This is a genomic window from Novosphingobium indicum, from assembly GCF_014645195.1.
In the GTDB taxonomy this organism is placed as follows: domain Bacteria; phylum Pseudomonadota; class Alphaproteobacteria; order Sphingomonadales; family Sphingomonadaceae; genus Novosphingobium; species Novosphingobium indicum.
The window spans coordinates 1-782 of sequence record NZ_BMLK01000098.1 but is presented as its reverse complement, the minus strand read 5'-3'; the positions used below and the strand labels follow the sequence as shown (position 1 = coordinate 782).

Annotated in this window: 1 protein-coding gene; it reads left to right on the top strand. The window is 53.6% G+C overall.

Going from position 1 to position 782, the window contains the following annotated elements; genetic code table 11:
• The first annotated feature begins 267 nt into the window (after positions 1 to 267).
• Entirely contained in the window at positions 268 to 552 is a 285-nt protein-coding gene (locus IEX64_RS24305) for a hypothetical protein (protein ID WP_188824056.1), read from the top strand.
• Positions 553 to 782: the final 230 nt, after the last annotated feature.

Genomic DNA, 782 nt, shown 5'->3' with positions numbered 1-782 from the left:
GCAATGCTGCCAAGGGGTCCCTTTTGCGCGCCGATAGGGGGTCCCGATTGGACGCCGATTGACAGGCACACAGGCAGCCGAGACCCTCCAATCACTCTCCACGAGTCTCCTAGGCCATTCTAGGGCATCTTCTGCACAGCCCTGCCATCCAGCGCCGCCTAGCCGCATGGGCAAATCCAGTGCCAACAAGGATAGGCGGAATGTAGACTTCCACATCTTTTCGCCGTGATACATGCTGGCCGGAACAGATAGATCATGTGAGAAACCATGCGTAGTTTTTTTGAGAAGGTTGTCCTTGCCGTAATTATGGCTTTCGGCCTTTCGCTGGCGGGATATTTTGCGGGCGGGCGCTTTTCGATGGAAGCCGTTTCACAAGACGGCGATCATATCGCATGGCGGATGGATCGATTTACCGGCGAGGTATCACTTTGCCATGCAAGACAGGGCGGCATGAATGCACCGTCTGCTGAATGCGTTCCTGTTTTCGATGCAGGTGCTCCTTGGAAGGAAGTTGAACTTCCTCGGTCGCTATCGGGAAAACAGGCTCCATAAATCCTCTGCGAATGCCCAGAATGGGGCGAAGCGCCTGCCTGACAATCAAGACTTTCCGGCTTAGTATAGCGGTATGTCTGTACGCCCCTAGCGCCTCGTGTGGACGTATCGCACGCGCAGTCTACTAAAGTTTCTCTAAGAGGAGACAGATAGGATAATACTTATAGAGCGGTTTTCGATCATTCTGGTTCGTACCCGCATGATTTGAAGTAGTTGGCGCATTCGTGGGG

Bases quoted from the DNA above. Each gene is read 5' to 3' on its own strand.
- IEX64_RS24305 (WP_188824056.1), top strand. From the start codon at position 268: ATGCGTAGTTTTTTTGAGAAGGTTGTCCTTGCCGTAATTATGGCTTTC.